The sequence below is a fragment of the Fusobacterium massiliense genome (genome assembly GCF_900095705.1).
Lineage (GTDB): Bacteria > Fusobacteriota > Fusobacteriia > Fusobacteriales > Fusobacteriaceae > Fusobacterium > Fusobacterium massiliense.
Map to the genome: position 1 here is coordinate 293,607 of NZ_LT608326.1, position 26,048 is coordinate 319,654.

Sequence of the window (26,048 nt, forward strand, 5' to 3'; positions counted from 1 at the left end):
ACTTGATTATGTAGAAGAAAAAATAAAAAATATAATATTTTATTAATGGAGGAAAATATAAATGTCAAATGTTGATAACAGATATATTGAAGAAGAATTAAAAGAATCTTACTTAGACTACTCGATGAGTGTTATAGTAAGTAGAGCTTTACCAGATGTAAGAGACGGATTAAAGCCAGTTCATAGAAGAATTTTATTCGCTATGAATGAAATGGGAATGACTAACGATAAACCATTTAAAAAATCTGCAAGAATCGTTGGAGAAGTTTTAGGTAAGTATCATCCTCATGGAGATTCGGCAGTTTATGGAACTATGGTAAGAATGGCTCAAGATTTCAACTATAGATATTTGCTTGTTGAAGGGCATGGAAACTTTGGTTCTATTGACGGAGATTCGGCAGCAGCGATGAGATATACTGAAGCTAGAATGGCTAAAATAACAAATGAGCTATTAGAAGATATAGATAAAGATACAATTGATTGGAGAAAAAACTTTGATGATTCGTTAGATGAACCTACAGTATTACCAGCAAAACTTCCAAACTTACTATTAAATGGTACAACAGGAATAGCAGTTGGAATGGCAACAAATATTCCTCCTCATAATTTGGGAGAGTTAGTTGACGGTACTTTAGCATTAATAGATAACAGAGATATTGATGTTTTAGATTTAGTTCAATACATAAAGGGACCAGATTTTCCAACAGGTGCTATTATAGATGGTAGAGCTGGAATAATAGAAGCTTACAAAACGGGTAGAGGTAAAATAAAAGTTAGAGGTAAAGTTGATATAGAAGAACAAAAGAACGGAAAAGCTAACATAATAATTAGTGAAATACCTTACCAATTAAATAAAGCTAGTCTAATTGAAAAAATAGCAAATTTAACAAAAGAAAAAAAATTAACTGAAATTTCTGACTTAAGAGATGAATCAAATAGAGAGGGTATAAGAATAGTTATAGAAGTAAAGAAAGGAGAAGAACCTGAACTTGTACTGAATAAACTATATAAATATACAGAACTTCAAACAACATTTGGAGTTATAATGTTATCTCTTGTAAATAATGTTCCTAAAATTTTAAATCTAAAAGAAATGTTAAATGAATATGTTAAACATAGATTTAATGTTATAACAAGAAGAACAATATTCGATTTAGATAAAGCTGAAAAGAGAGCACATATATTAAGAGGATATCAAATAGCTTTAGAAAATATTGATACAATAATAGAATTAATTAGAGCATCATCAGACGGTACAGTTGCAAGAGAACAATTGATTGAAAAATATCAATTCACAGATATTCAAGCTAGATCAATACTTGATATGAAATTACAAAGATTAACAGGTCTTGAAAGAGAAAAAATTGATATAGAATTTCAAGAAATTGAAAAATTGATAAAAGAATTAAGAGAAGTTCTTGAAGATGAAAATAAAGTATATGAAATAATGAAAAAAGAATTATTAGATATCAAAGAAAAATACAATGATAAAAGAAGAACGAAAATAGAAGATGAAAGAATGGAAATTCTTCCAGAAGACTTAATCAAAGATGAAGAAATAATTATAACTTACACAAATAAAGGATATATTAAGAGAATAGAAGCTAGTAAGTATAAGGCTCAAAAAAGAGGGGGAAGAGGAGTTTCTGCCCTAAATACAATAGAAGATGATTTTGCAGAAAAAATCATTTCAGCCTCAACACTTGATACTATTATGATATTTACTGACAGAGGTAAGGTATATAATATAAGAGCTTATGAAATTCCAGATTTATCAAAACAATCTCGTGGAAGATTAATAGGAAATATTATAAACTTATCTGAGGGAGAAAAAGTTAGAGATACAATAGTCATAAAAGAATTTTCAAGTGAAAAAGAAGTTGTGTTTATAACTAAAAATGGTTTAATTAAGAAAACTTCTTTAGGAGAGTTTAAAAATATAAATAGTTCAGGATTAATATCAATAAAATTAAAAGATGATGATGATATTATTTTTGCAGGGCTTATAGAAGATGTATCGAAAGAAGAAATCTTAATAGCAACTTGCAACGGATATTCTACAAGATTTTTAACAGATACTATAAGACCAACAGGAAGAAGCACACAAGGAGTTAAAGCTATAACTTTAAGAGAAGATGATGGAGTAATCTCTGCAATGCTTATTAAAAACCCTGATACAGATATTTTAACTATAACAGAAAATGGTTATGGAAAGAGAACAAGACTTGATGAATATCCTCAATACAACCGTGGTGGAAAAGGTGTTATTAATATGAAAACAACTGAAAAAACAGGAAAAGTTGTGTCAGTTGTAGAAGCTGCTGAAGATGAAGAATTGATGTGCATAACTTCAAATGGAGTGGTAATAAGAACTTCAATGTCTGAAATATCTCGTATTGGAAGAGCAACTCAAGGAGTTAGAATAATGAAAGTTGGAGAGGACGAAAAAGTTGCTGCAATAACAAAAATTAAAAAGGAAGAAGAATTTTTAGAAGATTAAAATGGAGAAGAATATGAAAAAAATTCTTATTTTATCAGACACACATTCAAATTTTAATAAAGTATTAAATATATTTGAAATTGAAAAACCAGACATAGTAATTGCAGCTGGAGATGGAATAAGAGATATAGATGAATTATCTTATGTGTACAACACCGTAAAATATTATACAGTAAAGGGGAATTGTGATTTTTTCGATAGAAATCATGAAGAAGAAAATCTTTTTGATATAGATGGAGTAAAAATTTTTCTAACTCATGGGCATTTATATAATGTAAAAAGAGAATTAGAAAGTCTTGAAATTGTTGGGAGAAGATTAAAAGCTGATATAGTAATTTATGGTCATACACATAGAGAATATATTTCTGAAAAAGAGGGATTAATTATGTTTAATCCTGGAGCAGCGGAAGATGGCAAATATGGTATTCTTATTATAGATGGTAGTAATGTAAAATTATTTCATAAACAGATCTAAAGTAACTTGGAGGAAAAATGAAAGAAGAAATTCTTAAAATTAAAGAAGAGGTACAAAAACATATAGAAGAATCTACAACTCTTCAAAGATTAGAAGAAATTAGAGTAAACTATATGGGAAAAAAAGGAATATTCACAGAAATTTCTAAAAAAATGAAAGATTTATCAAGTGAAGAAAGACCAGTTATAGGTCAAATAATTAATGAAGTTAAGACTAAAATTGTAGAATTATTAGAAGAAAAAAATAATAATTTAAACAAAAAAGCACTAGATGAAAAATTAGCTTCAGAAGTTGTAGACATCAGTTTACCTGGTAAAAAATATAATTATGGAACTCAACACCCTATAAATGAAACAACAGAACTTATGAAAAATATTTTTTCTAAGATGGGATTTGATATAGTTGACGGACCAGAAATAGAAACAGTTGAGTATAATTTTGATGCTTTAAATATACCAAAAACACACCCATCAAGAGATTTGACAGATACATTTTATATAAATGATTCTATCATTTTAAGAACTCAAACATCTCCTGTTCAAATAAGATATATGCTTGAACATGGAGCACCATTGAGAATGATATGTCCTGGAAAAGTTTATAGACCGGATTATGATATTTCTCATACTCCTATGTTTCATCAAATGGAAGGGTTAGTTATAGGAAAAGATGTATCATTTGCTGATTTAAAAGGAATTTTAACTCATTTTGTAAAAGAAGTTTTTGGAGATAGAAAAGTAAGATTCAGACCACATTTCTTCCCTTTCACAGAACCAAGTGCTGAAATGGACGTAGAATGTATGATATGTCATGGAGATGGATGTAGACTTTGTAAGGAAAGTGGTTGGATAGAAATTATGGGTTGTGGAATGGTAGACCCTGAAGTTTTAAAATATGTTGGATTAAATCCTGATGAAGTAAATGGATTTGCATTTGGAGTTGGAATAGAAAGAGTAACTATGCTTAGACATGGAATAGGAGATTTAAGAGCATTTTTTGAAAATGATATGAGATTTTTAAAACAATTTAAATAAAAAAAATTAGTCTCTTGACAGCCGCATGAGTTCTACGAGCTCAATAAACATAGGCTCTTCGAACTAATACGGACGTCAGAGACTTTATTTATAATCTATATCATTTTAAAAATTGGAGGGGAAATAAATGTTAATTTCATTAAATTGGTTAAAACAATATGTTGAAATAAAAGAAAGTATCGAGGAAGTAGCAAATGCACTTACTATGATAGGTCAGGAAGTAGAAGCTATTGAAATTCAAGGTGAAAATTTAGAAAATGTTGTAATTGGGCAAATAGTAGAATTTGACAGACACCCAAATTCTGACAGATTAACATTACTAAAAGTTAATGTTGGAGAGGGAGAACCATTACAAATTATTTGTGGAGCAACTAATCATAAATTAAATGATAAAGTTGTAGTTGCAAAAATTGGAGCTACTTTACCTGGTGATTTTAAAATTAAAAAAAGTAAAATAAGAGATGTAGAATCTTATGGAATGCTATGTTCTGAGGAAGAACTAAGTTTTGCTAAAGAAAGTGATGGAATAATAATTCTTCCAGAAGATGCACCAATAGGTAAGGAATATAGAGAATATTTAAATTTGAATGATGTTATATTTGAACTTGAAATAACTCCAAATAGACCTGATTGTTTATCACACATAGGAATAGCTAGAGAAGTAGCTGCCTATTATGATAGAAAGGTAAAATATCCTAGTATTGAAATAAATGAAACAATAGAATCAATAAACACACTTATAAAAGTAAATATTGATGATAAAGAAAGATGTAAAAGATATGTAGGAAAAATAGTTAAAAATGTTAAAGTTCAAGAATCACCAGAATGGCTAAAAAGAAGAATACAAGCAATGGGATTAAACCCTATAAATAACATTGTCGATATAACAAACTTTGTAATGTTTGAATACAATCAACCTATGCATGCTTTTGATTTTGATAAATTAAAAGGAAATATCAATGTAAGAGCTGCAAAAGAAAATGAAGAGATAACAACATTAGACGGTGTTGATAGAGTATTAAAAAATAATGAGTTAGTTATAGCTGATGAGGAAAGAGCAATAGCTATTGCAGGTATAATTGGAGGAGATGCTACAAAAATAGACAATGAAACAAAAAATATTTTTGTAGAAGTTGCATACTTTACACCAGATAATATAAGAAGAACATCAAGAGAGTTAGGAATTTTTACAGATTCTTCATACAGAAATGAAAGAGGAATGGATATTCAAAACCTTGAAACTGTTGTAGAAAGAGCTGTTTCATTAATAGCAGAAGTTGCAGGGGGAGAAATATTATCAGATACTATTGATAGATATCTTGAAAAACCTGAAAAATATGAAATTTCTTTAAATTTAGAAAAATTAAATAAATTTATAGGTAAAAATTTATCAAGTGATGAGGTAGCAAAAATACTAACAAATTTAAATATTGAAATAAAAACAATAGGAGAAGACAAGATGTTACTTACTCCACCTACTTACAGGGGTGATTTAATAAGACCAGCTGATATATACGAAGAAGTAATTAGAATGTATGGATTTGATAATATAGAAGCTAGAATGCCTGTTATGAGTATTGAGTCTGGAGAAGAAAATACTAATTTTAAGGTTTCAAGAATAATTAGAGAAATTTTAAGAGAACAAGGTTTAAATGAAGTTATAAATTATAGTTTTATACCTAAATCTGCTAAAGAATTATTTAGTTTTGAAGATGGAATTATAGAAATAAAAAATCCATTAAGTGAAGATATGGCTATTATGAGACCAAGTTTGATTTATAGTCTAGTTAACAATATAAAAGAAAATTTAAATAGAAATCAAACAGATTTAAAAATATTTGAAGTAAGTAAAACTTTTAAGAATCTAGGTTCTGCAAAAGATAGTTTAGCAACAGAAGAATTAAAAGTTGCTATAGCTCTTTCTGGTAGAGAAGATAAAAATTTATGGAATCAAATAAAAACAGACTATGATTTTTATGATTTAAAAGGGTATATAGAATATTTATTTGAAAGATTAAATATTAATAAATTTAATTTAGAAAGAGCAAAAGATGTAAATTTCCATCCAGGTGTTAGTGCTGAAATAAAAATTGGAGAAGATGTAATAGGAATTTTTGGAGAATTACATCCTACTTTAATAAATAATGTTGGAATAAAGAGAGAAAAAGTATTTTTTGCTGAAATAAATTTAACTAAGTTAATGAAATATATGAAAATAAAAGTAAATTATGAAAGTATTAGTAAATATCCAGAAGTTTTAAGAGATTTAGCTATAACTTTAGATAAAGATATCTTAGTTGGTAATATGACAAAAGATATTAAGAAGAAAGTAAATCTTGTTGAAAAAATAGATATATTTGATGTGTATTCTGGAGATAAAGTGGAAGAAGGTAAGAAATCAGTTGCTATGAGTATAGTTCTTAGAGATAAAACTAGAACTTTAACAGATCAAGATATTGATACTGCAATGAAAAACATACTTTCACTTATTAAAGATAAATATAACGGAGAAATAAGAAAATAAAAAAGTAAAATAAAAAAATTTTTAAAATTCATTTTTCATTCATATTTCTATTATATACTTTGTGTGTGAAAAGGAAAAAAAGATTAAAAAAGGAGAATGATAAAAATGAATTTTAAAAAAGTATTATTAGTAGGAGCATTATTAGTAGGAAGTTTAACAGCAAATGCAGCTATAACAGATCAACAAGCTAGAGATATAGTTTTAAAAGAAGTCCCAAACGGAGAAATAACAAAATTTGAAAAAGAATATGATCATGGAAGAGCAGTTTATGAGATAGAAGTTATGGATGGTAATATAGAAAGAGATTTCGATATAGATGCAGAAACAGGAACTATATTAAAAGCTTGTTGCGAACATAAGCATCATCATAAGAAACACCATATGAAACATACAGAGCCAAAATTATCTTACGAACAAGCTAAACAAATAGCTCTAAAAAATTCAAAAAATGGAGTTTTTGAAAGCATAGAACTAAAACATAAAAATGGTGTTCAAGTATATGATGTTGAAATAAAAGAAGGATTTGCTGATAGAGAATTTTTAATAGATGCAAATACTGGAACAATTTTAAGAAATAAAAGAGATTTCTAAGATTTATAAAAAATAAGAGATAAAAAAAACTATCATAAGTAGTAATTATTTATGGTAGTTTTTTATTTTATATAGGAAAGTAAAAATTAAATAACCAAAATTAGTCTCTTGACAGCCGTATGAGTTCTATGAGCTCAATAAATACAGGCTCTTCAAACTAATACGGACGTCAGAGACTTTATTTATACAGGAAAGTATAAATTTAAATAGCAAAAATTTACTAAAAAAATAAAAAATAAAACTTGACATTATATATCAAGTATAGTATTATGTAATTGTAATAATTACAAATTAATTATTAGTATAAATTATATAAATAAATATTTTAGAGGAGGTCTTATTATGTCATTAATAGGAAAAAAAGTTCCAGAATTTAAAGCAACAGCTTATAAAAAAGGAGAAAAAGATTTTATAGCAGTAACAGATAAAGATTTATTAGGAAAATGGTCAGTATTCGTATTCTATCCAGCTGACTTCACATTTGTATGTCCTACTGAATTAGAAGATTTACAAGACAACTATGCTAACTTCAAAAAAGAAGGAGCTGAAGTATACTCAGTTTCTTGTGATACAGCATTTGTTCACAAAGCATGGGCAGATCATTCAGAAAGAATTTCAAAAGTTGAATATCCAATGATAGCAGATCCTACTGGATTCTTAGCAAGAGCTTTTGAAGTTATGATAGAAGAAGAAGGATTAGCATTAAGAGGAAGTTTCGTAGTAAACCCAGAAGGAAAAATCGTTGCTTATGAAGTACATGACAACGGAATCGGAAGAGAAGCTAGCGAATTATTAAGAAAACTTCAAGGAGCTAAATTTGTTGCTGAACACGGAGAAGTTTGTCCAGCTAAATGGAAACCAGGAAGTGAAACTTTAAAACCTAGTTTAGATTTAATCGGAGAACTATAAGATTAATTTTAGATAAACTTTGTTAATTATATAAAAAAGGGGATTAGTTATACTTTTCCCCTTTTCTATATAAAAATATAAAAAGGAAATTATTGTAGTTGCTTAAAATAATTTCATTTTAATATTTTTATTAAAATATAGTTAACTGTTATTTAAAACAATATTATATGATTAGAATATTTATAAGTCTTGAGAATATTGAAAAATAATAAAAAAATAATAGGAGGATTAAAATGGAAAGAATATATGATATGATTATTATCGGTGGAGGTCCTGCTGGATTATCAGCTGGTATATATGGTGGAAGAGCTAAATTAGATGTATTAGTAATAGAAAAAGAAAGTAAAGCAGGACAAATAAGTCTTACTAGTGAAGTAGTAAACTATCCTGGAATATTAGAAATTTCTGGTAGTGAACTTATGGTACAAACTAAGAAACAAGCTCAAGGATTTGGGGTAAATTTTGTTGAAGAAGAAGTTGTTGGTATGGACTTCTCTCAAAAAATAAAAACAATAAAGACAAAAAATGCAGAATATAAAACTTTAAGTGTTGTTATAGCAACTGGAGCAGCACCAAGAAAATTAGGATTCCCAGGAGAATTAGAATATACAGGAAGAGGAGTTGCATATTGTGCAACTTGTGATGGAGAATTTTTCACAGGAATGGATATATTTGTAATCGGTGCAGGATTTGCTGCAGCTGAAGAAGCTATGTTCCTAACAAAATATGGAAAATCAGTTACAATTATAGCAAGAGAACCAGATTTTACTTGTGCTAAATCAATAGGTGATAAAGTAAAAGCACATCCAAAAATTACTGTTAAATTTAATACAGAATTAACAGAATTAACAGGAGATATGAAACCAAGAGCAGCTAAATTTAAAAATAATGTAACAGGAGAAGTTACTGAATATAAGGCAAAAGATGGAGAAACATTTGGAGTATTTGTATTTGTTGGATATGCACCATCAAGTCAAATATTTAAAGAACATATAGAAATTGATAAATTTGGATTTATACCAACAAATGAAGATTTAATGACAAATGTAGATGGAGTATTTGCTGTTGGGGATATAAGACCAAAGAGATTAAGACAAGTTGTAACAGCTGTTGCTGATGGAGCTATAGCAGCTACAAGTATAGAAAAATATGTTCATGATTTAAGAGAAGAATTAGGACTTAAGAAAGAAGAAAAAGAAGAAGAAAAAACAACAACAATTGCAACTGAAAAAGAAGGTTTCTTAGATGATGCTTTAAGAGAACAATTAGCAGCAGTTGTAGAAAGATTTGAAAATAAAGTAAAAGTTGTAGTATTTAAAGACCCTAACAATGAAGAATCTGTAAATATAGAAAATGCAGTAAAAGAAATAGCATCTATTTCTGATAAATTAGAATTTTCATCTTATAATGCAGGAGAAAATAAAGAATTAGAAGCAAAAGTAAAAATTACAAGAACACCTACAATAGCTGTTCTTGATAAAGATGGAAACTTCTCAGGATTAAAATATTCAAGTTTACCAAGTGGACATGAATTAAACTCATTTATATTAGGTTTATACAATGTTGCTGGTCCAGGACAAAAAGTTTCTTCTGAAGAAGCATTAGAAAAGATTAAAAATATTAATAAACCAGTTAATATAAAAATAGGAATTTCATTAGCTTGTACTAAATGTCCAAAGACAGTTCAAGCAACTCAAAGAATAGCGACTCTTAATAAAAATGTTGAAATGGAAATGATAAATATTTTCACTTTCCAAGATTTCAAAAACAGATATGATATTATGAGTGTTCCGGCTATTATAATTGATGATCAACATGTTTATTTCGGAGAAAAGAATGTTGAAGACATGTTAGAAATTATAAATAAATAAAAAATTAAATAATGTAAAAAAATCCCTAATATTTGTATAGGTTCATAGAACTGATACAAATATTTAGGGATTTTTTATTATATAGTAAAGTATAAAAATAAATAGTAAAAATAGTCTCTGATGTCCGTATTAGTTCGAAGAGCCTGTGTTTATTGAGCTCGTAGAACTCATACGGCTATCAAGAGACTTTTTTATTTGTAATGAAAGTATAAATTTGAAAGTATAAAATTAATATAAAAATTAGTCTCTGATGTCCGTATTAGTTTGAAGAACCTGTGTTTATTGAGCTCGTAGAACTTATACGGCTATCAAGAGACTTTATTTTATTTATAGATATCATTATATGAATATACAATGTATATTCTATTGTCTTGTCAATAAAATAAAATAGTGCTATAATTTCTTAAAGAAATTTTACTATAAAATTATTTTAGGAGGACTAATGAAAGAAAGAATAAAAGAATTACAAAAAGAAAAGGATGTTGCAATTTTAGCTCATTACTATGTAGATGGCGAAGTACAAAAAATAGCTGATTATGTTGGAGATTCTTTCTATTTAGCAAAAACAGCAACAAAGTTAAAAAATAAAACAATAATAATGGCTGGTGTGTATTTCATGGGAGAAAGTATAAAAATTTTAAATCCCGATAAAACAGTTCATATGGTTGATATTTATGCTGATTGTCCTATGGCACATATGATAACTATAAAAAAGATAAAAGAGATGAGAGAAAAATATGATGATCTAGCTGTGGTTTGTTATATAAATTCGACAGCAGAAATAAAATCATATTGTGATGTATGCATAACTTCATCTAATGCTGTTAAAATTGTGAGTAAATTAAAAGAAAAAAATATCTTTATAGTTCCTGATGGAAATTTAGCATCATATATTGCAAAACAAATTAAAGATAAGAATATTATTGTGAATGAAGGTTATTGTTGTGTACATAATTTAGTACATTTAGAAAATGTAATAAAATTAAAAAATGAATATCCTAATGCTAAGGTATTAGCTCATCCAGAGTGTAAAGAGGAAATTTTAAATCTAGCTGATTATATAGGAAGTACAAGTGGAATAATCGAAGAGGTATTAAAAGGTGGAGATGAGTTTATAGTTGTAACTGAGAGAGGGATACAATATAAAATTTATGATAAAGCTCCTAATAAAAAATTATATTTTGCAGATACTTTAATATGTAAAAGTATGAAAAAGAATACTTTAGAAAAAATAGAAAAAATATTATTAGAAGGTGGAGATGAATTAGAAGTTAATGATGAAGTAGCTAAAAAAGCTCTAATTCCTTTGGAAAGAATGTTAGAATTGGCAGGAGATTAAAATGAAAATTGAAAGTTGTGATGTGGTTATAATTGGTTCAGGAGTTGCAGGGTTAACTTGTGCATTAAGTCTAGATAGAAAGTTAAAAATAATACTATTAACAAAGAAAAAACTTAAAGATAGTAATTCTTATCTTGCACAAGGAGGCATATCTGTTTGTAGAGGGAAAAACGATAGAGAAGAGTATATTGAGGATACCTTAATAGCAGGGCACTATAAAAATAATAGAAAAGCTGTAGAGATACTGGTTGATGAGTCAGAGGAGGCAATAAAAACTCTAATCGAAAATGGAGTTAAGTTTACAGGAGATGAAAAAGGTTTATTCTATACAAGAGAAGGAGGACATAGAAAATTTAGAATTCTATATTGTGAAGATCAAACTGGTAAATATATAATGGAAAGCCTTATAGAAAAAGTTTTAGAAAGAGATAATATTAAGATAATTGAAGATTGTGAGTTCTTAGATATTATTGAAAAAGAAAATCATTGTTTAGGAGTATTAGCAAAAAAAGAAGAAGTATTTTCTATAAAATCAAAATTTACAGTTTTAGCAACAGGTGGAATAGGAGGAATATATGAGAATACTACAAATTTTTCTCATATAAAAGGAGATGGGGTTGCAGCAGCTATCAGGCATAATATAGAAATAAAAGATATCTCATATATTCAAATACATCCAACTACATTTTATAAAAAAGAAAAAGAAAGAAAATTTCTAATTTCTGAATCAGTGAGAGGAGAAGGAGCAATACTTTTAAATCAAAAATTAGAAAGATTTACAGATGAGTTAAAACCTAGAGATAAGGTTACAAGTGCAATATTAGAGGAAATGAAGAAAGAAAAATCTGAATATGAGTGGCTAGATTTCAGTACGATAAAATTAGATATTAAAGAGAGATTTCCTAATATATATGATCATTTAATAAAAAATGGGATAAATCCATATAAAGATAAGGTTCCAATAGTTCCAGCTCAGCATTATACAATGGGTGGAATAAAGGTTGATATAAATTCTAAAACATCAATGAAAAATTTGTATGCTATTGGTGAAGTTGCTTGTACAGGAGTTCATGGACAAAATAGACTTGCTAGTAACTCATTATTAGAAAGTGTTGTATTTGGGAAAAGAGCATCGTATTCAATTATTGACGAAAATAATATTTCTGTTTATAATGATATAACAGATGATATTTTTAGAAATATAGTAGATAAAAATTTAGTTTTTAATGAAGAAGAAAATAAAAATATCATAGAAAAAAGGATAAAAGAAGATGAATTTCAGAAAAATAGATAAATTTCAAATGGATGATTCAATTAAATTGGCATTAAAAGAAGACATTACTTCGGAAGATATAAGTACAAATGCAGTTTATAAGAATGATAGATTAGCAGAAATTTCACTTTATTCAAAAGAAAATGGAATTTTAGCAGGGCTTGATGTATTTAAAAGAGTTTTTGAATTACTTGATACTTCTGTTGAATTTACAGAATATAAAAAAGATGGGGATAAGGTTGCAGATAAGGATTTAATATTGAAAATAAAAGCTAATATAAAAACAATACTATCTTCTGAAAGAGTAGCTTTAAATTATTTGCAAAGAATGAGTGGTATAGCAACTTATACTAAAAAAATGATAGAAGCTCTTGATGATAAAAATATATTATTATTGGATACTAGAAAAACTACTCCAAATATGAGAATATTTGAAAAGTATGCAGTTAGAGTTGGAGGTGGATATAACCATAGGTACAATCTTTCTGATGCTATAATGTTAAAAGATAATCATATTGATGCTGCTGGGTCTATAACAGAGGCAATAAAACTTGCAAGAGAATACTCTCCTTTTATAAAAAAAATAGAAATAGAAGTTGAAGATTTAAAAGGAGTGGAAGAAGCTATAAAAGCTGGTGCAGATATAATTATGTTAGATAATATGGATATAGAAACAACAAAAAAGGCTATAAAAATTATAAATAAACAAGCTATAATAGAATGCTCTGGAAATGTGGATATAACCAATATAAATCGTTTTAAAGGCTTAGAAATTGACTATATTTCAAGTGGCTCTATAACACATTCGGCTAAGATTTTAGATTTAAGCTTAAAAAAATTGAGGTATATAGATGATTGAAAGGGAAGAAAGAGAAAAAAGAATAATTGAAATTTTAGAAAGTAGTGAAACTCTTGTAAGTGGTACATATCTTGCAGAGCTTTTTGATGTTTCAAGACAAGTTATAGTACAAGATATAGCAATATTAAAAGCTAGAAATATAGATATTATTTCAACTAATAGGGGTTATAGATTACTTTCAAAAGGAATAAAAAAAATAATCAAAGTAAAACACGATGATTCAGAAATTAGGAATGAATTAAATGCTATTGTAGATCTTGGAGCAAGTGTAGAAGATGTTTTTGTTATTCATAAAACTTATGGAGAAATAAGAGTAAAATTAGATATAAAATCAAGAAGAGATGTTGATTTATTAGTGGAAAATATTAATTCTAAATTAAGTAAACCTCTAAAGAATTTAACGAATAATTATCATTATCACACTATAATAGTGGAGAATGAAAATATTTTCAAAGAAGTCGAAGATAAATTAAAAAGTCTTGGTATTTTGATAGATAATTAGGTATTATAGAGAATATAAAAAGTCCCTGACAGCACAGTTAAAACTCCGGCTATCAGGAGACTTTAAAATATAAATCATTTCTTCTTTTTAGTTTGAAAATTTTTAATTATATTAACTATCTCTTTGTCAGAAGTTGTAAGCTTTACATTTTTAGTTAAAGGTATATACCAAACAAATTTAGAGAAATAGTTTTTTAAATCTGCTCTATCAAAATCATAACCGGCAAAAGCAAAAGGGTAGTTACGAAGTATATCTAATTCAAAATCACTTAAATTTTTCAAATCATTTTCTTCAATAGAATCTCCCAAGTTAATAATATCAAAATACCCATCTTTTAAAATATAATTTTTGTATTTCCAACTAGGAAGAGTACTAATAAATGATTTTATATTGTCTATACTAGTTAGTGAAAAATCTTTATCAGGAGAGAAATTTTTTGTTCTATATCTAACAAAACCATTTTTCAATCTTAGGAAAATAGCGCCCTCATTTTCATATAGCTCGGGGTAAGGGCTGTTTTTACTAGGTTGAACAGGGTCTGTAATAAGTATTTTTCCACCTCCAACAACTTCCCAGTTAATTTTTTTATTGTCTTTCCAAAATGAATACGGTAAGTCAACAAAATAATTTCCAGGGTGCACTTCAATTTCAAAATCCTCAACTCTTTTATTTTGCCATTTTGAAATAGTAGTAACAACATAATAGAAATCATTAGCCAAAACTCCCCTTGAACCGGAATAGAAATAGCTATGTTCAACAGTGTTTTCTCCTTTTTTGAAATCTGCATTGAAGTAGTAAACATAGTTATACACAAATTTTTCATCTTCTAAGTATTCAGTTACGGCATTCTTTTCTAGAACTCCTTTTGAAAGCAATCTTGATAATAAATCTATATTAGACTTAACTTCAATACCGTTGACGGTAGTTTTAAAGTTTTTTATTAATAAGGGCTCTGGTCTTCTTTTGTTTTTTGGAATGTCTTCAATCATACCTTCTTTTCCACTTTCAGGAGCAACAAAACCAATTATCTTTTTTTCATCAATAGGACTATCGAAAGTAAATTTTACATTGACAAACATACCATTTCTATCTAATTTTAATGTAATTTTTTCTTTTTTTATAGCAACACTAGAACCTTTTAAAGGAATTATATGTTCACCGTTAGAACCAAATTCCCAATCGTTTGCAAATGAAAAGCAACTAAAAATGGTGAATAAGATAGTGAGTAAAAATTTTCTCATACTAACCTCCAATTAATCTTCATATCCATCAGGATGATTTTTATGCCAATTCCAAGCAGTTTCAATTATTTGTTCAAGTTTATCGTATTTTGGAGCCCATTTTAATGTGTCTATAGCTTTTTTAGATGAAGCTATAAGTCTTGCAGGATCTCCGGCTCTTCTTGGGCTAATTTCTGCTGGAATAGGATGTCCAGTTACTTTTCTTGTAACTTCTATAACTTCTTTTACTGAGAAACCTTCTCCATTACCCAAATTAAATATTTGGCTATCTCCACCGTTTCTTAGTCTATTTAAAGCAAGATAATGAGCATCAGCTAGATCCATAACATGTATGTAATCTCTAATACAAGTTCCATCAGGAGTAGGGTAGTCATCTCCGTAGATACTTATTTTTTCTCTTTTTCCTAAAGCAACTTGTAAAATTAATGGTATTAAATGAGTTTCACAAGTATGAGCTTCTCCAATTTCTCCAGTAGGATATGCACCTGCAACATTAAAGTATCTCAACACAGTATATTTTAATCCGTAAGCATTAGCACACCACTTAAACATTTTTTCAACAGCCAATTTACTTTCTCCATAAGGGTTAGTAGGTTCTGTTCTATCTGTTTCAAGTATTGGCATATTTTCAGCTTCTCCATAAGTTGCAGCAGTTGAAGAGAAAACGATTTTATCAACATTATGAGCTTTCATAACTTTTAAAAGACAAAGAGTTCCATAAAAATTATTTTCAAAATATTTTAAAGGTTCCCCAACACTTTCTCCAACCAAAGAAAAAGCAGCAAAATCTATTACTCCATCAATTTTATATTTTTCAAAAACTCTATTTAGAAATTCTCCATCTTTTAAATCTCCAAGTTCTAAATGAGCTCTTTCATCAACAGCATCAACATGACCAGTAATTAAACTGTCAACAATGACAACATCTTCATTTTTTTCTAATAATAATTTTACTACATGGCTACCAATATAACCTGCTCCACCACAAACTAATATAGACATCTTATCTTCCTCCGATACTTTTTATAAATTTAAGAAAAGCATTTTTTCCTTTTTCATCTCTTTTAAATACCCCTGCATCTTCAAGAACCTTTGAAAATGTAAGTCCTATCTCAATATTTAGAATATTTTCTACAATTTTTTCAGCACTTAAATTTGTAAAATCTTTTACATACTTGTTATAGAAATTTTCAACCCAGCTAATATGTTTGCTAGTATCTTTATCATTTACAATTTTATTATGATAATCACTATCTTTTAGATATTCAGCAATTTTTTTCATCTCTTCTTTTAATCTTCCAGGCAATACAGCTAGTCCCATAACTTCAATAAGACCAATATTTTCCTTTTTAATACTATGGTGTTCACTGTGTGGGTGGAATATTCCTAAAGGATTAGCTTCATCAGTTCTATTATTTCTAAAAACAAGGTCAAGCTCAAATTTTTCTCCTCTTCTTCTAGCAATAGGAGTTATTGTATTATGTGGAACTTTATCTGTGAATGCAAAAATTCCTACTTCTTCATCTGAATAAGCTCTCCAAGATTTTAAAATACTATCTGCTAATTCAATCAATTCATCTTTATTAAGGCTTGTCAATCTTAAAACTGACATAGGCCATTTTACAATTCCTGCTTCAATATTTGGATATTTTTCAAAAACTACCTTGTTTTCAATAGGTGCTTTCGCCATAGGAAATTCATGATTTCCACCTTGATAATGGTCATGACTTAGTATAGAACCTCCAACTATAGGTAAATCTGCATTTGAACCTATAAAATAATGAGGGAACTGATTTACAAAGTCAAGTGTTCTTGAAAAAGTATCTCTATTAATTTTCATTTCTCTGTGTTCAGAACAAAAAACTATTGTATGTTCATTGTAGTAAACATAAGGAGAATATTGAAAGTACCATCTTTCTCCTTGAAGTTCTAAAGGTAAAACTCTATGATTTTGTCTAGCTGGGTGACTTAAAGTACCAGCAAATCCAACATTTTCATAGCATAACAAACATTTTGGGTAGTTTGTTTGAGGCATATTTTTTTGTCTTTCAATCTCTTTTGGATCTTTTTCAGGTTTAGATAAGTTTACAGTAATTTCTAAATCTCCATATTCTGTTGGACTTTTCCAATATAGATTTTTTGCAATTCTTTCTGTTCTTATGTAGTTAGTTTTTTGAGAGAAGTTGTAGAAAACATCAGTTGCCTTTTTTTTATCTTTTGCATAATTTTCTTTAAATTCTTTTATAACTTCTCTAGGAAAAGGAGTTAATTTTCCCATAATATCAGTATCAAATATATCTCTGTCAGTTGTACCATTTTCTATGATATTTTTTTCAATAGCATAATCACAAATTTTATCTAAAATTTCTTGAGGATAGTCTGGTATATCGTAGTTACTATTTTCAGGCTCTATCCAATCTTTTAATTGTAGTAAGTTCATCAACTCATTTCTAACAAACATAGTGTCTTCTTCAGTAATCAATGAATTTTTTTTACCATATTCTATTAATTGTTCAATTAAAGTGTAGATACTCATAGTCAGTCCTTTCAAATTTTATTTTTGTATAACTTGTGTAAATTAAAGTTTTCTAGCTCCATCACCAATATTTGCAATGTAGAAACTTGCTTCTAATCCAGTTTTTTCTTTATACTTTTTACCAACATTTTTTATAAAATTATCAACTTCAGAATTTTTTACTATACTTACTGTACAACCTCCAAAACCAGCTCCAGTCATACGAGCACCAACAGTTCCAACTTCTTCCCATGCTGCTTCAACAAGAGAATCTAGTTCTAAACCTGTAACTTCATAGTCATCTCTTAAAGAAATATGAGATTTATTCATAAGTTCTCCAAATGTTTTTATATCATCTTTTTTTAAGAACTCAACAGCAACTTTAGCCCTTTCATTTTCTGTTACAGCATGAGTTGCTCTTTTCAATTGTTCTTCATCTTTAATGAAATGTTTAACTTTATTAAATTCTTCAACAGTTAATTCACCTAAGTATTTAATATTAACTCCATTTTTATTTAAAACAGCAACAGCTTCTTCACAAGAGCTTCTTCTCTCATTATATTTAGAATCAGCTAAACCTCTTTTTTTGTTAGTGTTTGCAATAACAATAGACATATCTTTTAATTTTACAGGTACATAAGTAAAGTTCAATGTGTTGCAATCAAGCAAGATAGCATTATCTTTTTTCCCCATTCCAACGGCAAATTGATCCATAATTCCAGAGTTAACTCCAATGAATTTATTTTCTGCAATTTGGCAATATTTAACCATTTCTACCATATCTATATCTAAATTAAATAGAGATTTTAAGATAACAGCAGTTAAAACTTCGATTGAAGCTGAAGATGAAAGTCCTGCTCCATTAGGTATATTTCCAAAGAATAGTACATCAAAACCATTTGGAACTTTAAATCCTTTATCTAAGAAAGTTTTTATAACACCTTTTGGATAGTTAGCCCAATCGTCTTTTTTATCATAAACTAAATTATCTAAATTAAATTCGATAATTCCTAAATCTTCAAAATTTTCAGAGTACATTCTAAAATTTTTATCTTCTCTTTGTCTAACGATGGCATAAGTACCAAAATCTAAGGCACAAGGGAAAACAAAACCACCATTGTAATCTGTATGTTCTCCAATTAGGTTTACTCTACCTGGAGAGAAAAAACTTTCAATATTGTCATCTTGTTTAAAAATCTCTTTAAAGTGTTCTGTTAATTTTATTATCATTCGGAAAAACCTCCCATAAGTTTTTATTTCCTTAATTATATAATATTTTTAAATATAAATAAATCATTTTTTATTCTATAGGAAAGTATAAATTTAAATGCTTATTAGTCTCTGACGTCCGTATTAGTTCGAAGAGCCTGTGTTTATTGAGCTCGTAGAACTCATACGGCTGTCAAGAGACTTTTTTTATTTATTTTCTAAATGGATAAAAATCAAAACTTCTCTTTTATAGTGTGATTTTTATCTCGTATTGTTTCACTTATTAAATTTGAATTTTCATCATAAAATTTTACTGTAATAAGTCCATTTTTTATTTCTGAAACTTCAGATAGATTACCATTTTCATAGTAAACTTTCATATCAACACTGGCATCTAGGCTTATGCTTGTATGCAACATCTCTTTTCCGTTCTCATAATAAACAACAATATTTAAACCTTGTATATCAATTGCTTTATTCCCATTTTTATAATAAGATTGAACTCCCTCCATACCTAAAGATAAAAGAACTGCTTTAGAAATTTTATCTTTAGAGCCAAACAATTGTAAAAATGATGTTCTTTCAGGCTGTCCCTTATATTTTATTCCTTTTGGAGAAACAGAAACTACTTCCTCTCCATTCTCATTATAAACTCCAATAAAAGTTTTTTCTAAAATAAGCATTTTGTTACCATTTTTATAGAATATGCTTATATCTTTTCCTTTTGATTCGGCTTGAAGAATTCCATCTTTATAGAATCTTTTTCCAGATAGTATTTTCCCATCTGCATAGATAGTTTGAGATAAAATTTTTCGATTATTATAATATAGTATATCTTTTCCATCTAGCTTGTTGCTCTTTATAGAATATTCTCTTAAAAGAACGTTTTTAACTAATCTTTCTTGTTTTCCATCGGGTAATCCATTTTGATAGTTTCCTCTTATTTGAACATCATTCTCTGTGTATTCATATTCCCCATTTGCTGGGACATCATTCACATATAGCATGTTATCAACTTTCTTAAATGTATTGTTCTTTGTTTGTTCTACATTTTTACAAGCTACTAAAAAAAGCATAAAAAATAGTATAAATATTTTTTTCATTTTGATTTAATCCTTTCATAATTTTTTATTCTATAGAAAAGTATAAAAATAAATAGCAAAATTGGTCTCTGAGGTCCGTATTAGTTCGAAGAGCCTGTGTTCATTGAGCTCGTAGAACTCATACGGTTGTCAAGAGACTTTATTTATTATAGCATATTTTTAATTAAAGTCTCTTGTTAAATCTATAGGAAAGTATAAAATTAAATAACGAAAATTAGTCTCCGACGTCCGTATTACTCTGGAGAGCATTTTGGTGAGCTCGGAAGAGTCATACAGCTGTCAGGAGACTTTATTTTATATTTTTTATTCATTACTGAAATAATAAACAATAAAAATATATATTACTTATATTATTAAAATAATTGACTTTATTTGATTTAAAAGGTAAAATATTCGGGCAATTATATATTTTTTTATTCTATAAGAAAGTATAAATTTAAATATCAAAATAAGTCTCTGACATCCGTATTAGTTTGAAGAGCCTGTGTTTATTGAGCTCGTAGAACTCATACGGATGTCAAGAGGCTTTATTTAGAAAAGGGGTTAAAATGGAAAATATTAAAGAAAAAAAAGGAATTTTTAAGAAATTCACATCTATGTGTGTGGGTATAATGGAAAAGTATTTACCTGATCCATTTATATTTTGTGCATTATTAACATTCGTAGTGTTTTTAGGAGCTTGGTTTTTAACAAGTTCATCATTCCTTGATGTTATAAAATATTGGGTAGATGGATTTTGGTCATTATTAAGTTTTTCAATGCAAATGGCGTTAGTTTTGGTAACTGGACATGCTCTTGCTAGTTCAAATTTATTCAAAAAAATGTTATCAACATTTGCATCTGGAATTAAAGGACCTAAACAAGCTATTTGGGTAATATCAATAGTGTCTGCTATAGCTTGTATTTTAAACTGGGGATTTGGACTTGTTATCGGAGCTTTATTTGCAAAAGAAATTGCTAAGAAAGTTAAAGGAGTAGATTACAGACTTCTTATAGCATCAGCTTATACAGGATTCTTAGTATGGCACGGAGGACTTTCTGGTTCAATTCCATTACAACTTGCAAGTGGAAACGGAGAAAGTTTAGCACAACAAACTGCTGGTGCAGTTACTGCAGCTATTCCTACAAGTGAAACAATGTTTTCACCAATGAATATATATATAGTTGTTGGACTTTTAATTATAGTTCCTCTATTAAATGTTGCAATGTTTCCTTCTAAAGATGAAGTTGTTGAAGTTGACCAAAGACTTTTAGCAGAACCTGTTGAAGAAGTTTTAGACAAATCTAAAATGACTCCTGCTGAAAAATTAGAAAATAGTAGAATAGTTTCTATACTTTTAGCTATTATGGGATTCACTTATATTATTCAATATTTAATAACTAAAGGTTTTGCTTTAAACTTAAATCTAGTAAACTTTATATTCTTATTTTTAGGAATACTTTTACATGGTACTCCAAAAAGATACTTGAATGCACTAGCTGAAGCTGTTAAGGGTGCTGCTGGAATATTACTTCAATTCCCATTTTATGCAGGTATTATGGGAATAATGGTTGGAGCAGATGCAAACGGAATTTCTCTTGCAAGACTAATGTCAGATTTCTTCGTAAACATTTCAACTGAAAGAACTTTCCCAGTATTCTCATTTATTAGTGCTGGTGTAGTTAATTTCTTTGTTCCATCTGGTGGAGGACAATGGGCAGTTCAAGCTCCTATCGTTATGCCTGCTGGTCAAGCAATCGGAGTTTCTGCAGCTAAATCTGCAATGGCTATTGCTTGGGGAGATGCTTGGACAAATATGATACAACCGTTCTGGGCTTTACCTGCTTTAGGTATTGCTGGACTAGGTGCTAAAGATATTATGGGATATTGCTTAATTGTAACAGTAGTTTCTGGTATCTTTATTTGTACTGGTTTCTTATTATTTTAAAATTTGAAAAAATATAAAAAGCAAGTTTGTCTGTCATTGTTATACGTAAATGCTCTCATAACTTGCTTTTTTTTAAAAAATATGCTTGATTTTTAAAGAAATATGATATAATAGAAACAATAATTATTATCAAGGAGGATAAATTTATGAAGCAAAAATTAGTTTCAATGGAAGAAGCAATATCTCATATTAAAGATGGAATGACTATTCATGTTGGTGGTTTCTTAGCTTGTGGAACTCCTGAATCAATTATAACAGCTCTTATTGAAAAAGGTGTTAAAGATTTAACAATAGTTTGTAACGATACAGCTTTTGTTGATAGAGGAATTGGAAGACTTGTTGTAAATAACCAAGTTAAAAAAGTTATAGCTAGTCATATAGGTACTAACCCTGAAACAGGGGAAAAAATGCATGATGGAACAATGGAAGTTGAACTTGTGCCTCAAGGAACTCTTGCAGAAAGAGTTAGAGCTGCAGGTTGTGGACTAGGTGGAGTTTTAACTCCAACAGGTCTTGGAACTGTTGTTCAAGAAGGAAAAGAAATTATTGAAGTTGATGGAAGAAAATTCTTATTAGAAAAACCTATAAAGGCTGATGTTGCTATTATATTCGGAACAACAGTTGATGAACTAGGAAATGTTATCTGTGCTAAGACAACTAAAAACTTTAATCCATTAATGGCAACTGCTGCTGATGTAGTTATAGTTGAAGCTGCTGAATTAGTTCCTGGTGGTTCATTAGATCCTGATCATTTAGATATATCAAGAATATTCGTAGACTATATAGTAAAAAGTAATTAATGGAGGTTGTAAACATGGAAATGGATAAAAATTTAGTTAGAGAAGTTATTGCAAAAAGAGTTGCTCAAGAATTTCATGATGGATATGTTGTAAACTTAGGAATAGGACTACCTACATTAGTTGCTAACTATGTTGGTGATATGGATGTTATTTTTCAAAGTGAAAATGGTTGTATAGGTGCTGGGCCTGCTCCAGAAAAAGGTAAGGAAGACAAATATCTAACAAATGCTGGAGGTGGATTTATTACAGCTGCTAAAGGAGCTATGTTCTTTGATTCTGCTTATTCATTTGGAATAATAAGAGGAGGGCATGTTGATGCTACTGTACTTGGAGCATTAGAAGTTGATGAAAAAGGAAACATTGCTAACTGGATGATACCTGGTAAAAAAGTTCCAGGAATGGGTGGAGCAATGGATCTAGTTGTAGGAGCTAAACATGTTATAGTTGCTATGGAACATACATCAAATGGTGCTGTAAAAATATTAAAAGAATGTAAATTACCTCTAACAGCTGTTGGTGTTGTAAATATGATAATTACTGAAAAAGCTGTGTTTGAAGTAACTGACAAAGGTTTAGTTTTAACTGAAATTTCAGAATATTCATCTTTAGAAGATATCAAAGCTTCTACTGAAGCTGACTTTATTGTTGCAGAAAATTTAAAAAAATAAGCTATGAAAAAAAATGAATACTTTAAAGAAATAGAAAAAATTTATAAAGAAAAAAAATCTGATTTTAAAAAAAGACTTCAAGAATTTAGAGATACTTGGAATAAGGGAACAAATAAAGATATACATTTAGAACTATCTTTCTGTATACTTACCCCTCAATCTAAGGCTCTAAATGCTTGGCAAGCCATAACTAATTTGAAAGAAAATAACTTGATTTTCACTGGTTCAGCTGAAGAAATGGTTGAGTATTTGAATATAGTCAGATTTAAAAATAATAAATCAAAATTTTTAGTTGCTTTAAGAGAGCAAATGACTAAAAATGGAGAGATTGTAACAAAAGATTTCTTTTCATCTATTCCAACAACATTTGAAAAAAGGGAATGGATAGTTAAAAATATCAAAGGCATGTCATATAAAGAAGCTGGACACTTCTTAAGAAATGTTGGTTTTGGAAGTGAAGTAGCTATTTTAGATAGACATATTCTAAGAAATCTTGTGAAACTTGAAGTTATTGATGAAATTCCAAAAACTTTAAGTCCTAAAATTTATCTTGAAATTGAAAAGAAGATGAAAGAATATTGTGATTTTGTTAAAATTCCAATGGACGAGATGGACTTATTACTTTGGTATAAAGAAGCTGGAGTTATTTTTAAATAGTATATAAATAAAGTCTCTTGACAGCCGTATGAGTTCTACGAGCTCAATAAACACAGGCTCTTCGAACTAATACGGACGTCAGAGACTAATTTTATACTTTTCTTATAAATTAAAAAATCCCTGATATCTACATCAGGGATTTTATTTATAGATTTTCTTTTACACTAAATTTTTTAATTCAGTTGCAACAAACTCAACTTGTGGTCCAACAATTACTTGAACAGCTTCCTTAGAAGGTTTTAAAACTCCAGGAACAAGTTTTTTAATTTCTTTTTCATTAATAATAGCACTGTCTTTAACTTTTAATCTAAGTCTAGTTGTACAGTTATCCACTTCAACGATATTTTCTTTTCCACCTAAAAGAGGTAAAAGAGCAGCAGCTAATTCAACATTAGTACCTTTAATAGTTTCAGCTTCTTTAACTTCTTCATCACTATCTTCTCTACCAGGAGTTTTTAGGTTGAAGATACGAATTGTGAATAAGAATACGAAATAGTACACTACGAAAAGCACAATTCCTAGTATTATCAACATGAAAGGACTATTTGCATTTGGATTCTTTAATGACAAGAAGAAGTCAATAAATCCTCCAGAGAAACTAAATCCTGCAATCCAGTTGAAAGAAGCTGCTAAGAATAGAGAAACTCCTGTTAAAACAGCATGTAATAAGTATAATATAGGAGCAACGAACATGAAAGCAAATTCGATAGGTTCTGTTACACCAGTAAAGAAACTTGTGAAACCAGCTGCAAGCATGATAGATAAAATTTTTGCTCTATTTTTAGGTTTAGAAGTTTGAACAAAAGCAACACAAGCTCCAAGTAAACCAAACATCATAACAGGGAAGAAACCAGCTTGATACATTCCTACGTGGTAAGTTCCTTGTAAAAGTTCAGGTAAATCAGTGTAAGCCATGTTAGGATCTCCCCAGAATCTACCAATATCATTTATACCTGCAACATTGAACCAGAATACAGAGTTCAAAGCATGGTGTAGACCTACAGGAATTAAAAGTCTATTGAAGAAACCATAAATTCCAGCTCCAACAGGACCTAATTTTGCAACTGCTGTTCCAAAACTTACTAGAGCAGAGAAAACTACTGGCCAAATATAAGTTAGTATGAAAGATACAACTATCATAACAACTGATGTAATGATAGGTACAGCTCTTTTTCCACTAAAGAAAGCTAAGAAATTAGGTAGTTGTATTTGATAGAATCTGTTATAAATTTCTCCAGAAACAACACCACAAAGAATACCGATAAATTGGTTATTTATCTTTCCAAAAGCTGCTGGAACTTCTTCTATTGGAGTACCTGTGATTTGAGCAATAGCACCAGTTGATAAAAGAGTAGTTACCACTTCAAAAGCAACAAGTCCAGTAAGAGCAGCTGCTCCATGTTTGTCTTTAGAAAGACCAAAAGCAACACCAACTGCAAATAGAATAGGCATATTGTCTATAATAGCTGCTCCAGCTTTAATTAAGAAAGCTGCAAGTTGGCTGTTAGCCCCCCAACCAGTTGGATCTATCCAATAACCAATACCAAGCATAATAGCCGCAGCAGGCAATACAGCAACTGGAACCATTAATGCTTTACCAATTTTTTGTAAATAATTGAACATAAAAAGAACCTCCTAAATTAAAATTCTGTCAATTTCCTTAAATATTTTATCCAATTATACCATATATTGTATGAATAATATATAAAAATTTAAATATAATTTACTTTTACTTATTTATCCAAAATTTCCAAATAAATTTCTATTTTTATTTTTTAAAAAGTATAAAAATAAACAACTAAAATTAGTCTCTTGACAGCCGTATGAATTCTACTAGTTCAATAAATAAAGTCTCCTGACAGCCGTATGACTCTTCCGAGCTCACCAAAATACTCTCCAGAGTAATACGGACGTCGGAGACTAGTTTTCATATTAAATTTATACTTTCCTTATAAATAAAGTCTCTTCAAACTAATATGGACGTCAGAGACTTTATTTAATATTAATATAATTTTGTGATATTATAATATAGTAAACTATAAAGTATTAT

Annotated in this window: 21 protein-coding genes; 15 read left to right on the plus strand and 6 right to left on the minus strand. The window is 28.8% G+C overall.

Annotated elements, in window-relative coordinates; translation table 11 throughout:
* The first annotated feature begins 61 nt into the window (after window positions 1-61).
* The 11 genes from gyrA (at window position 62) to BQ2505_RS03975 (ending at window position 13,877) form a co-directional block, all read left to right on the plus strand.
* Window positions 62-2,500 (plus strand): DNA gyrase subunit A, encoded by a 2,439-nt coding sequence (gene gyrA / locus BQ2505_RS03925; protein ID WP_074016470.1) that lies wholly within the window; start codon window positions 62-64, stop codon window positions 2,498-2,500.
* Window positions 2,501-2,513: 13 nt separating this feature from the next.
* Window positions 2,514-2,975: a YfcE family phosphodiesterase gene (locus BQ2505_RS03930; protein ID WP_074016471.1), complete on the plus strand. Its 462-nt coding sequence runs from the start codon at window positions 2,514-2,516 to the stop codon at window positions 2,973-2,975.
* A gap of 17 nt (window positions 2,976-2,992) precedes the next feature.
* Window positions 2,993-4,009, plus strand: a complete 1,017-nt coding sequence (pheS, locus tag BQ2505_RS03935; protein ID WP_074016472.1) for a phenylalanine--tRNA ligase subunit alpha — start codon at window positions 2,993-2,995, stop codon at window positions 4,007-4,009.
* Between the two features lie 127 nt (window positions 4,010-4,136).
* Window positions 4,137-6,533 carry a phenylalanine--tRNA ligase subunit beta gene (pheT, locus tag BQ2505_RS03940; RefSeq protein ID WP_074016473.1) on the plus strand — a complete coding sequence of 799 codons (2,397 nt, stop codon included), beginning with the start codon at window positions 4,137-4,139 and terminating at the stop codon, window positions 6,531-6,533.
* 105 nt (window positions 6,534-6,638) lie between these two features.
* Window positions 6,639-7,124 carry a PepSY domain-containing protein gene (locus tag BQ2505_RS03945; RefSeq protein ID WP_074016474.1) on the plus strand — a complete coding sequence of 162 codons (486 nt, stop codon included), beginning with the start codon at window positions 6,639-6,641 and terminating at the stop codon, window positions 7,122-7,124.
* A 342-nt stretch (window positions 7,125-7,466) separates the two neighbouring features.
* Entirely contained in the window at window positions 7,467-8,033 is a 567-nt protein-coding gene (gene ahpC / locus BQ2505_RS03950; RefSeq protein WP_074016475.1) for an alkyl hydroperoxide reductase subunit C, read from the plus strand.
* Between the two features lie 233 nt (window positions 8,034-8,266).
* Complete coding sequence (locus BQ2505_RS03955; RefSeq protein WP_074016476.1) at window positions 8,267-9,904, plus strand: FAD-dependent oxidoreductase; 1,638 nt, start codon at window positions 8,267-8,269, stop codon at window positions 9,902-9,904.
* A gap of 442 nt (window positions 9,905-10,346) precedes the next feature.
* Complete coding sequence (gene nadA, locus BQ2505_RS03960) at window positions 10,347-11,243, plus strand: quinolinate synthase NadA (RefSeq protein ID WP_074016477.1); 897 nt, start codon at window positions 10,347-10,349, stop codon at window positions 11,241-11,243.
* Between the two features lies 1 nt (window position 11,244).
* Window positions 11,245-12,537 carry an L-aspartate oxidase gene (locus tag BQ2505_RS03965; protein ID WP_074016478.1) on the plus strand — a complete coding sequence of 431 codons (1,293 nt, stop codon included), beginning with the start codon at window positions 11,245-11,247 and terminating at the stop codon, window positions 12,535-12,537.
* Complete coding sequence (gene nadC / locus BQ2505_RS03970; protein WP_074016479.1) at window positions 12,515-13,375, plus strand: carboxylating nicotinate-nucleotide diphosphorylase; 861 nt, start codon at window positions 12,515-12,517, stop codon at window positions 13,373-13,375. Before BQ2505_RS03965 ends, nadC begins: the two co-directional genes overlap by 23 nt.
* Window positions 13,368-13,877, plus strand: coding sequence for a transcription repressor NadR (locus BQ2505_RS03975; RefSeq protein ID WP_074016480.1), 510 nt, complete (start codon window positions 13,368-13,370; stop codon window positions 13,875-13,877). The genes nadC and BQ2505_RS03975 overlap by 8 nt, the downstream gene beginning before the upstream one ends.
* Window positions 13,878-13,951: 74 nt before the next feature.
* On the opposite strand, the gene BQ2505_RS03980 is transcribed toward BQ2505_RS03975, so the two are convergent.
* The 5 genes from BQ2505_RS03980 to BQ2505_RS04000 form a co-directional block, all read right to left on the minus strand.
* On the minus strand, window positions 13,952-15,118 hold the full coding sequence (locus BQ2505_RS03980; RefSeq protein WP_074016481.1) for a YARHG domain-containing protein: 1,167 nt from the start codon (window positions 15,116-15,118) through the stop codon (window positions 13,952-13,954).
* A 12-nt stretch (window positions 15,119-15,130) separates the two neighbouring features.
* Window positions 15,131-16,120, minus strand: a complete 990-nt coding sequence (gene galE, locus BQ2505_RS03985; protein ID WP_074016482.1) for a UDP-glucose 4-epimerase GalE — start codon at window positions 16,118-16,120, stop codon at window positions 15,131-15,133.
* A 1-nt stretch (window position 16,121) separates the two neighbouring features.
* Entirely contained in the window at window positions 16,122-17,654 is a 1,533-nt protein-coding gene (gene galT, locus BQ2505_RS03990; RefSeq protein ID WP_074016483.1) for a UDP-glucose--hexose-1-phosphate uridylyltransferase, read from the minus strand.
* 42 nt (window positions 17,655-17,696) lie between these two features.
* Entirely contained in the window at window positions 17,697-18,863 is a 1,167-nt protein-coding gene (locus BQ2505_RS03995) for a galactokinase (RefSeq protein WP_074016484.1), read from the minus strand.
* A gap of 212 nt (window positions 18,864-19,075) precedes the next feature.
* The gene (locus tag BQ2505_RS04000) at window positions 19,076-19,945 is read right to left on the minus strand and encodes a hypothetical protein (RefSeq protein ID WP_074016485.1); all 870 of its coding nucleotides are present in this window, start codon (window positions 19,943-19,945) and stop codon (window positions 19,076-19,078) included.
* Window positions 19,946-20,493: 548 nt separating this feature from the next.
* On the opposite strand from BQ2505_RS04000, the gene BQ2505_RS04005 reads away from it, so the two are divergent.
* The 4 genes from BQ2505_RS04005 (at window position 20,494) to BQ2505_RS04020 (ending at window position 23,998) form a co-directional block, all read left to right on the plus strand.
* The gene (locus tag BQ2505_RS04005) at window positions 20,494-21,873 is read left to right on the plus strand and encodes a short-chain fatty acid transporter (RefSeq protein WP_074016486.1); all 1,380 of its coding nucleotides are present in this window, start codon (window positions 20,494-20,496) and stop codon (window positions 21,871-21,873) included.
* A gap of 146 nt (window positions 21,874-22,019) precedes the next feature.
* Window positions 22,020-22,673, plus strand: coding sequence for a CoA transferase subunit A (locus BQ2505_RS04010; protein WP_074016487.1), 654 nt, complete (start codon window positions 22,020-22,022; stop codon window positions 22,671-22,673).
* A gap of 14 nt (window positions 22,674-22,687) precedes the next feature.
* Window positions 22,688-23,341 (plus strand): 3-oxoacid CoA-transferase subunit B, encoded by a 654-nt coding sequence (locus BQ2505_RS04015; protein ID WP_074016488.1) that lies wholly within the window; start codon window positions 22,688-22,690, stop codon window positions 23,339-23,341.
* A gap of 3 nt (window positions 23,342-23,344) precedes the next feature.
* Window positions 23,345-23,998 carry an N-glycosylase/DNA lyase gene (locus BQ2505_RS04020; protein ID WP_074016489.1) on the plus strand — a complete coding sequence of 218 codons (654 nt, stop codon included), beginning with the start codon at window positions 23,345-23,347 and terminating at the stop codon, window positions 23,996-23,998.
* Between the two features lie 159 nt (window positions 23,999-24,157).
* Here BQ2505_RS04020 and nagE read toward each other — a convergent pair whose 3' ends face one another.
* Window positions 24,158-25,621, minus strand: a complete 1,464-nt coding sequence (gene nagE / locus BQ2505_RS04025) for an N-acetylglucosamine-specific PTS transporter subunit IIBC (protein WP_074016490.1) — start codon at window positions 25,619-25,621, stop codon at window positions 24,158-24,160.
* Window positions 25,622-26,048 lie beyond the last annotated feature (427 nt).